Genomic DNA, 8,885 nt, shown 5'->3' on the forward strand with positions numbered 1-8,885 from the left:
TGCCGCGTTCTCAATGTTGCAGCCTCTGTACACTTTTCCAGCCTTGGTAAGAAGAGCGGCTCCTACTTGTAATTTGGAATACGGCGCATATGCCATATCACGCGCTTTTAAAGCTTCTGTTATTAATTCTTGTCTGTTCATGTGTACATTCCTCTCTTACCTATAATGGTACCGCTATCACTTTATATTTTACATAATCGCGCGCTTTTTTTCACGCCCATTTCTAAAAATGTAAAATAAATGTAAGAATTTTCAGCCATTACAGCTTTGGCAAAAAAATAAGTAAACCAATGATACACGAAATCACGGCAAAAACGCAAACAGCCCCGGCGGCAGCGTCCTTGGCCGCTTTAGCAAGAGGGTGATGTTTGTCAGTTATTAAATCAACCGTATGTTCAATGGCTGTATTTAAAAGCTCAAGCGAAAACATACCGCCTATCAAAAGGAATATAATCATCCACTCAATCATGCTGAGCTCTACAAGGAAGCCGCAAATGAGAACAGCACAGGCGGCTGCGGCATGAAATTGGAAATTCCGCTCCGTCCGCGCTGTTTCCCAGATGCCCCGGCCTGCATGCACGAAGCTTTTGAAGAATCGCTTCAGCTCATTTCTATGATCTTTTGAGTCCATAAGCGTCCAGCAATTCCTTTTGCTTAGTAAACATCTCCTCTTCTTCCTCTTTCGTCATATGGTCATATCCTAAAAGGTGCAGAAATCCGTGTACAGCTAGAAATCCGAGCTCTCTTTTAAAAGAATGATTATACTCCTCTGCCTGCTCTCTTGTGCGATCGGCACTGATGATAATATCACCTAAAACCGGAGGCATTTCGGCGCCCACGATTTCGATCTCGCCTTCCCCCTCTTCTTCAAGAGCAAATGAGATGACATCTGTCGGAGCATCCTTTCCCCGGTATTCTTTGTTAATCTGATGTATGTCATCATTGGAAACAATCGTGACAGAAACTTCAGCCTGATCCTGAACGCCTTCACGCTCAGCGGCAAATTGAAGCAGATTTTCTACTTCTTTGAGCATCTCTTCTGAGACGCTTCCCGTTTCATCAACGATATCAATCAGTAAACTCATCTATTTCACCTTCTTAGTAGCCTCCGGATATTCAATCCGGGAGTGGAAAATTCCTTTTAATGTTGCACAGAGCGTTTTTGCGATTGTATCCAGCTCTTTAAATGTCAAATCGCATTCACTGAACTGTCCGTCCTGAAGCTTATCGGATATAATACCCCGGACAAGCTTTTCAATTCGTTCAGGGTTTGGATTATGCATGGATCTGACGGCCGCTTCAACACTGTCGGCCACTGATATAATTGCGGCTTCCTTTGACTGCGGCTTCGGCCCCGGATAACGGAACTCTTCCTCTGTAATCTGGTCGCCTTTTTCCTTCGCTTTATAGTAAAAAAACTTTAAAAGCGAGGTTCCATGATGCTGCTCAGCAATATCGACAAGCTCTTTCGGAAATTTATAGCTTCTCAGCATATTCGCACCGTCTGTCGTATGCGAGATAATAATATTTTTACTCAACTGAGGTGACAGCTTGTCATGCGGATTGTCAATATTCATTTGGTTTTCAATAAAATATTGCGGGCGCTTTGTTTTTCCGAGATCGTGATAATATGCGCCGACTCTTGCAAGCAAACCATTAGCCCCAACCGCTTCACAGGCTGCCTCTGATAAATTGGCAACCATTACACTGTGATGATATGTACCTGGTGTTTCTGTCAGTATTTTGCGCAATAGCGGATGGTTAGGATTAGACAGCTCGAGCAGCCTCATGGTGGATAAAATGCCAAAGCCCGTCTCAAAAAACGGCATCAGGCCGATGATCAATACAGATGAAGCAAACCCCGACACAACCCCCATGAGCATTAACGTGCCGATTTCAAGACCCGACAGCGCAGTGTTCTGGATCAATAATAAGGATAGAACGACAACCATATTAATAAACGCCACGAAAAGTCCGGTCTGCAAAATCTTTGATCTTGCATTGTGTTTTCCTAAAAATAATACACCTGAAATGCCGCTGATCAAATAATAAATCCCTATGACATAATTGAATGTTCCTGTCACACCCTGATTAAACATCATACTTCCGCAAATCGCAAGAATGATACTTCCCAAAATGGCAATGCGTTCATTCATCAGCAGTTTGATTAAGATGGCGCCGGCCGCAATGGGGACCAGATAGCCGATATTATTATACTCCATCTTCTGAAACAAACTGACAACCTCCATGATCACAAGCAAAAGTGTTGTGATTATGGAGAATAACAGAATGGATTGGTTTTTAAACTTCAGATTTTGTTTCTGTTTTTCAAAATAATATACAAGTGTTGCAATGAAAAGTCCGATCATAATCAATAGCCCGCTGATCGGTTTAAAGAGATTTGAGTTATTTAATAACCCGGTCAGCTCAAGTTTCCTGTACACTTCCCGATCAATGAGGTCATTTTCTTCCACGAGCACTTGCCCCTGTTTGATTTGAACCTGCTGGACATTATCTGAGGCTTCCTGCCGTTTTGCCTCTGTTGCTTTCGGATCGAAGACGTAATTCGGAATAATAGCAAAACGCCCGATTTCTGTCGCGGCTCCCAAGTATTTAGACGGAATAGAATTGCTCTTTAGCTCTTTTTCTACTTTATCCTTTGCATCAGATAGTTTATCCGAAGGGATTTCACTGCTCATAACCGTATTTACCGCGGTAATGACCGTATCTCTGACAAAAGAAAAGTCTTCACTGTCTGCTTTCAGCAATGTCTTGATGGAATCCTCGGATATGGAATCATTCACATCTGACGTCAATTTATCCTTTACGGATTTGACCATTGATTTTTCCGATGGTGATTTGCTGCCTTCTTCCGATGATTTTTTCACTTCACTAATACTGTCGAATATTGATGACACAAGGTCAATCCGATTGTCTGTATATTCTTTTTTTAATGTATATTGATCTTCAACCGCGTCCTCAGCGGCTTGCTTTTTTTCCTCTGTGGCTTTTTGATCTTCTACGGTTGCCGGAGCGTAAATGGTCTTGTCGCTGACTGAAAACAGGTCTAAATCAAGTGTTTCCGGCTTAACATGTACAAAAAGCAAAGCAAACATAATGGCAGCCAGCAGAAGATACAGCAGTACATGCATGGAGCGGGCATTTTTAAAACTGCTCCATTTTTTCGAGCTGCTTTTGGTCTTAGCCTTCTTTTTCAACACAAGAACCTCCTCTTGAAACATCAAGCCCATAAGCAATCATAAAAATGACCCGATAACGCGCGATCGGGTCATTCAGCATTAATTTTGCTTATCGTATGCTTCAATAATTTTCGCAACAAGCGGATGTCTGACCACGTCTGTCTGGTCTAGCTCAATCATAGAAATGCCGTCTATTCCTTTCAGCATCTCCTTCGCTACTGCAAGTCCCGATTTGACGCCTTTCGGCAGATCAATTTGGCTGACGTCACCTGTAATGATCATTTTAGAGCCAAAACCCAGTCTCGTCAAAAACATTTTCATTTGAGCAGGCGTGGTATTCTGTGCTTCATCAAGTATAACATAAGCATCATCGAGCGTCCGCCCCCTCATATATGCGAGCGGAGCAATTTCAATGATGCCTCTTTCCATCAGACGTTCTGTATGATCTGCCCCAAGCACATCATGGAGAGCGTCATACAGCGGGCGCAAATAAGGATCTACTTTTTCTTTTAGGTCACCTGGGAGAAAACCAAGGCTTTCACCGGCTTCCACGGCAGGTCTTGTTAAAATGATTTTTTTGATATGTCCGTTTTTTAAAGCATGGACTGCTTTTACGACAGCCAGGTACGTTTTCCCGGTTCCCGCCGGACCAATGCCGAATACAAGGTCATTCCGCTTCATAGCGGCCACGTATTCCCGCTGTCCCATTGTTTTTACACGGATTGATTTGCCTTTTGCGTTTTTTGTAATTTCTTCTTCATACATGCTTTCAAAGTATTCAAGTTCATTCTTCTTTGCCATTTTGATGGCGTAAATCACATCACGTTCAGAGATCTCTATCCCCTTGCGAATTAAAGCGAGGAGCGATCCCAGCAGCCTGTCTGCAATCTGAAACGATTCATCATCGCCTGAAACATAAATCGTCTCGCCGCGCGTAATGATATTTACATTCAGATCTTTCTCCATCAATTTCAAAAAAGAATCTTGGTTCCCGAAGAGTGAAAGCGCCTCGTCCGGGTTTTTCAGTTTTTGATTCATCGCAAGTAAATGTTCTGTCATTCTTCAGTCTCCCTGACAATAGGTGTGGTTTGAACGATATCTTCTATAACTTGGTAGAGAATAATCAACTTTACTTTACCATTCTCAACAGTCTGGTGCAAAACTTTTTCACTTTTCACCTCGCCGTTTTCGCCTATTTTATCCTCTACATCCTGTTTACCCAATTTAATGCCTTCTTGAACTGCTTCTTCTTTTGTATATTTTCGCAAAGCCTCTTCACTTTCTCTCGTTTGCTCTTTGACATAAGATACAGGGAGCTTAAATCCGAGAAAATGAAGCGAATGTTTTTCTTGTTCTGTTTTTGGATGCTTCAATTCCTCTTTTTTAAAAGTCATCCCCCAGATCGGGATTGCCAAAGAACCAAAAGAAAGCTTGTGCTTTGTCCTTACTTTGCCCGTATAGACGTTAAATAATGTTTCAAGCGGGACTGTCACTTCTGATCTATACCAGGTTTCTCCGTAAATTTCTGCTTTTGAGGCGACTTCCTGCTGATGGTCTTCGCTGCCGATCAGTCCCGAAACAAGCAGCTGCCCCTTTTCAACGTGATCGTGTATGGCGGCCATGGGCTGTCCTTTTTGCACAAACATTCTCGTAATGGTTGCTTTCTTTTTGGCGACAATATTGCGCGGGCTAACATATTTTTCTTTTTCGGGCTCATTTTTCTCCACAACTTTCATGTGAATGGTCGTCCCCTTCAGATCAACTCCGACCCAAGTGATATTGTCTATTCCATTGGTTAATGATTTCTGTATTTTTTCGGGCGACATCATTAAAAACTGCAGACGGCCCTTTTTGACGCCGATTTCATTAAGATGCTGCCTCATTTGATGTTCTGTTTCAGGCTTAGCGCCTGTCACATCAATTTTCCACACCATATTGGACAGCAAAAACAAAAGGATGAAAAAAATCGCAAAACCGATCGTAAACCCTATATTCAGCTTTGATTTCAGCAACAGGAAGGGAAATCCCTTCCGATTGATAAATCGGGCTTTACATTTAAATTTACTTCTAACCCGCCGAAAGGCATGTACATCCTGAAGCTGTATATATAACGATACGGCTTCTTTCTTTTTTTTGACATGAAAGACCGGAATCCCCTGTCTTGTGCATTCATTAAGGAGCCGCTCAATCCCTCTTCCCGTCAATTCAAGCTGGACCTTACCCGAAAAAAAAGACAGCCATTTATTTTTCACAACATTTCCCCCTCGGCTTTATGACTCAACATATCGAACGACATCAATCGTACCCTCCAAAAGTATCTCTTCCGGAAGAATCGCCTTGATGACAAAATTTTTACCAGATATGATGCACTGGCCCTGCTTCAGCATCAGCCGCACTTCATTCTCACTGAAAAGCAAAAGGCCTCTGTGGTTTTCTATGTAGATATGAAGTCTGCCAACCATTGTAATCCTCGGCAGATCCATCATAACGTCCGGGGGAATTTCCAATGCTCTTGTCAGCCAAGCTTTCATACGATTCTTTCTTTGCCCCATACAAAAAGAACCCCCTTTCATCTCATATGTATGATTTGAAAGGAGGTTCTAACACTTTAATTTTTACGGGCCGGGCGCATCGTACGGTGTGGTTTTTTCGCCCGTGGAGGTCCGAACACCTCTCCTAGAACGATCCCCTGTACGACGGTGTCTTTATTCACCTGAAGCATTTTTTGTTTTGTGTATACTGTTTTTTGTTTCGCAGCAGCAAGATCTCGTTCCAGCCCTTTCAGGTTTCTTGCTGTTTCCCTGCGTCTTTCTTCCGCTTCCCGTCTTGCCTGTTCCATACGGTTAGGGATAGGTGCAGGGGCATCTTCTTTTGACTGCTTCTTTTGAGGAGAAGCAGATTGCACGTGTTGAGGTTTTTTTCTTTTTTGGCTGTTTTGCTTTTCTTCTTTGCTCTTTTTGCCGAAAATCGCAGAAATGATTCCGATGATCGCTGCAATAATAAGCGGATTGGTCAGTAAATCTTCCATCAGCGTTCTCCCTTCTTAGAGAGATTATGATTTGCGGTCTTCATCCGAAGGGTCTTTCGTCAGCTTGCCGAATGAATCACGCATTTCTGTGTCAGCATCGATGTTCTTGATATTCATGTAATCCATGACGCCAATATTCCCTTCACGCAAAGCTTCTGCCATCGCAAGCGGCACTTCCGCCTCGGCTTCTACTACTTTCGCGCGCATTTCTTCTACGCGGGCACGCATTTCCTGTTCTTGAGCGACAGCCATCGCACGTCGTTCTTCCGCTTTTGCCTGCGCGATGTTTTTATCAGCCTCAGCCTGATCAGTTTGTAAAATTGCACCGATGTTTTTGCCGATATCTACATCTGCAATATCAATTGAGAGAATTTCAAACGCAGTTCCTGAGTCCAATCCTTTTCCAAGGACTGTCTGAGAAATCATGTCAGGGTTTTCAAGCACTTTTTTATGATTATCAGATGAACCGATTGTAGAAACGATCCCCTCACCTACACGAGCTACAATGGTTTCTTCCCCTGCTCCCCCAACGAGGCGCTCGATATTCGCTCTTACTGTGATTCTCGCTTTCGCTTTGACTTCAATCCCGTCCATTGCGACACCGGCTATGAACGGTGTTTCAATCACCTTAGGATTAACGCTCATTTGAACAGCTTCCAACACGTCCCGGCCTGCAAGATCAATGGCAGCACAGCGCTCGAATGTGAGTTCAATGTTAGCTCGCTGAGCGGCGATAAGCGCGTTGACGACTCTGTCAACATTACCTCCAGCCAGGTAGTGGCTTTCAAGCTGGTTTGTTCCAACATTAAGTCCCGCTTTATGGGCTTTAATCAGCGGGTTAACAACCCGATTCGGAATGACACGGCGAAGCCTCATCCCAACTAGAGTGAAAATGCTGATTTTCACTCCGGCTGCCAAAGCTGAAATCCAAAGCATTACAGGCACAAATGTAAAAAATACTGCCAAAACAATGATCGCTACTGCGACAATTGCCAGAATCATAAGTGTTGACGGATCCATATAACTTCTCCTCGTTTCTATTTAAATTTCTCTCACGACAATGCGTGAGCCTTCTACTTTAATCACTTTTACTTTTTTATCTTTTTCTGTAAACGATCCCTCCGAAACAACGTCAAGGCGTTCATCATCAATAATCACGGTACCGGAAGGGCGCAGCGGTGTAAAGGTTATACCCACTTTTCCCATTAAGTCCGTGCGCGTTTGATTTGAAACGTAGCCGCTCTCCGTGTTTGTAGAATCATTTAATATCAATTTCTTAAAGAATTTCATACGCTTTCCCAACACCCTTGTCAGTAAAATAAAAGCTGTAATCGAAACAGCTGAGGCGATCAAGAGAGAAACCGCCATGACAGTGAAGCTCCCCGCGGCTAAAAACAGGCTCGCAATAATCGCTCCCAAGCCCAGTAATCCAATGATTCCTCCGGGAAGAAAAATCTCAAGCAGAATGAGAATCACCCCTGCTATAAAGAGGAGAACCGTCTCATACCCGGCAAGGCCGGCTGCAAGATGCCCGTAAAAGAACAGCAATAACGCAATGAGTCCAGCCGTTCCAGGGAGGCCGACACCCGGGGAAAAAAGCTCCACCGTCAGACCTAAAAAAGCGATTGTCAGCAGAATAGGGACAATGACCGGATTCGTCAGCCATCTTGCTGTCTTTTCCGCAAAGCTCTCCTTTGCATAGCTGATCTGCGCCTTTTCGAACCCAAGCTTCTTTACGAGCGTGGACAAATTGTCAGCAGTGCCTTCTGAATAGCCTACCTCAATCGCCTTGTCTGCGTTAAGTGTCAGCAGATCTCCCTTAGGCGCGCCGACTTCCTTGGCATCTATATCTGGGTCAGCCATTGCGAGCGCATATTTTGGATCGCGGTTATTTTTCACTGCGGCATCTTCCATCTCTGCCAGCCAAAGTGATTGAGCTTTTTGGTCAGCGGCATTGCCTTGGCCATCAACAATCGCGGCGGCTCCCATTTTTCCGCCAGGCGCCATATAAATGTGATCTGCTTGAAGTGCAATATATGCACCAGCAGACAACGCGCGTTTGTTGACATATGCAGTTACGGGGATCTCGCTTTCGGTTATCAAATCGGCCATATCAATAGCAGATTTGACCAATCCCCCCGGGGTATTGATATCAAGAATAATATGGTCTGCATGTGCATCCTTTGCGTCTTGTAACGAACGGGACAAAAACGAGGCGAGACCCTGTTCGACATTTTTTTCAACCGGGATCACATAAACAGTTTGTTTTTCTGCTTTTGCGTTCAGCTGTACGCCTAATAAAGAAAGTAAAAATATACCCAAAAGAGCAGCACGGAATCCTTTGATTTGAAGCAAGGGCGGTGTATCCCTCCTTCCTTTTATAATAAGTGCCTTCTCTTCATACGTAACAAATGTATCAAAGGTTTCATTTTTTTATGTATAAAAAAAGACATCTCTCTTAGAAAGATGTCCTTTTCTTTGCCATTTAAGACAGTTGACTGCTCACAAGCTTATTAATTAAACTTCCGTCAGCTTTACCTTTTACTTTAGGCATAATTGCCCCCATCACTTTGCCCATGTCCGCTTTTGAGCTCGCACCGACCTCCGCGATGGTTTCATTTACGATTGTACGCAGCTCTTCTTCTGACAGCTGCTCA

At 43.7% G+C, this 8,885-nt stretch carries 11 protein-coding genes; all 11 read right to left on the reverse strand.

Annotated elements, in window-relative coordinates; translation table 11 throughout:
• Positions 1-141, reverse strand: a 141-nt coding sequence (locus tag RAC86_RS30820) for a cytidine deaminase family protein (protein ID WP_377886376.1), incomplete at its 3' end; no start/stop codon positions are given.
• A 118-nt stretch (positions 142-259) separates the two neighbouring features.
• A complete protein-coding gene (locus RAC86_RS30825; RefSeq protein ID WP_015384119.1) occupies positions 260-631 on the reverse strand; it encodes a diacylglycerol kinase family protein in 372 nt (123 codons plus the stop codon).
• Positions 612-1,085 (reverse strand): rRNA maturation RNase YbeY, encoded by a 474-nt coding sequence (gene ybeY, locus RAC86_RS30830; RefSeq protein ID WP_003230039.1) that lies wholly within the window; start codon positions 1,083-1,085, stop codon positions 612-614. The genes RAC86_RS30825 and ybeY overlap by 20 nt, the downstream gene beginning before the upstream one ends.
• Positions 1,086-3,221 carry a cyclic-di-AMP phosphodiesterase PgpH gene (gene pgpH / locus RAC86_RS30835; RefSeq protein WP_010886570.1) on the reverse strand — a complete coding sequence of 712 codons (2,136 nt, stop codon included), beginning with the start codon at positions 3,219-3,221 and terminating at the stop codon, positions 1,086-1,088.
• Between the two features lie 78 nt (positions 3,222-3,299).
• Entirely contained in the window at positions 3,300-4,259 is a 960-nt protein-coding gene (locus tag RAC86_RS30840) for a PhoH family protein (protein WP_014477373.1), read from the reverse strand.
• Entirely contained in the window at positions 4,256-5,452 is a 1,197-nt protein-coding gene (gene yqfD / locus RAC86_RS30845; RefSeq protein WP_003230033.1) for a sporulation protein YqfD, read from the reverse strand. The genes RAC86_RS30840 and yqfD overlap by 4 nt, the downstream gene beginning before the upstream one ends.
• Positions 5,453-5,470: 18 nt before the next feature.
• Entirely contained in the window at positions 5,471-5,752 is a 282-nt protein-coding gene (gene yqfC, locus RAC86_RS30850) for a sporulation protein YqfC (RefSeq protein ID WP_003226191.1), read from the reverse strand.
• A 56-nt stretch (positions 5,753-5,808) separates the two neighbouring features.
• Complete coding sequence (locus RAC86_RS30855) at positions 5,809-6,228, reverse strand: hypothetical protein (RefSeq protein ID WP_003230029.1); 420 nt, start codon at positions 6,226-6,228, stop codon at positions 5,809-5,811.
• A 24-nt stretch (positions 6,229-6,252) separates the two neighbouring features.
• A complete protein-coding gene (gene floA, locus RAC86_RS30860; RefSeq protein ID WP_003230026.1) occupies positions 6,253-7,248 on the reverse strand; it encodes a flotillin-like protein FloA in 996 nt (331 codons plus the stop codon).
• Positions 7,249-7,269: 21 nt separating this feature from the next.
• Entirely contained in the window at positions 7,270-8,583 is a 1,314-nt protein-coding gene (locus tag RAC86_RS30865; protein WP_003230024.1) for an NfeD family protein, read from the reverse strand.
• 130 nt (positions 8,584-8,713) lie between these two features.
• A partial coding sequence (locus tag RAC86_RS30870) for a GatB/YqeY domain-containing protein (RefSeq protein ID WP_377886377.1) occupies positions 8,714-8,885 on the reverse strand: 172 nt, incomplete at its 5' end.

Source organism: Bacillus sp. LR_5 (genome assembly GCF_042709275.1).

Coding starts and splice junctions, on each gene's coding strand:
- floA (WP_003230026.1), bottom strand. CDS start 7,248: ATGGATCCGTCAACACTTATGATTCTGGCAATTGTCGCAGTAGCGATC.
- RAC86_RS30855 (WP_003230029.1), bottom strand. CDS start 6,228: ATGGAAGATTTACTGACCAATCCGCTTATTATTGCAGCGATCATCGGA.
- yqfC (WP_003226191.1), bottom strand. CDS start 5,752: ATGGGGCAAAGAAAGAATCGTATGAAAGCTTGGCTGACAAGAGCATTG.
- RAC86_RS30840 (WP_014477373.1), bottom strand. CDS start 4,259: ATGACAGAACATTTACTTGCGATGAATCAAAAACTGAAAAACCCGGAC.
- RAC86_RS30825 (WP_015384119.1), bottom strand. CDS start 631: ATGGACTCAAAAGATCATAGAAATGAGCTGAAGCGATTCTTCAAAAGC.
- ybeY (WP_003230039.1), bottom strand. CDS start 1,085: ATGAGTTTACTGATTGATATCGTTGATGAAACGGGAAGCGTCTCAGAA.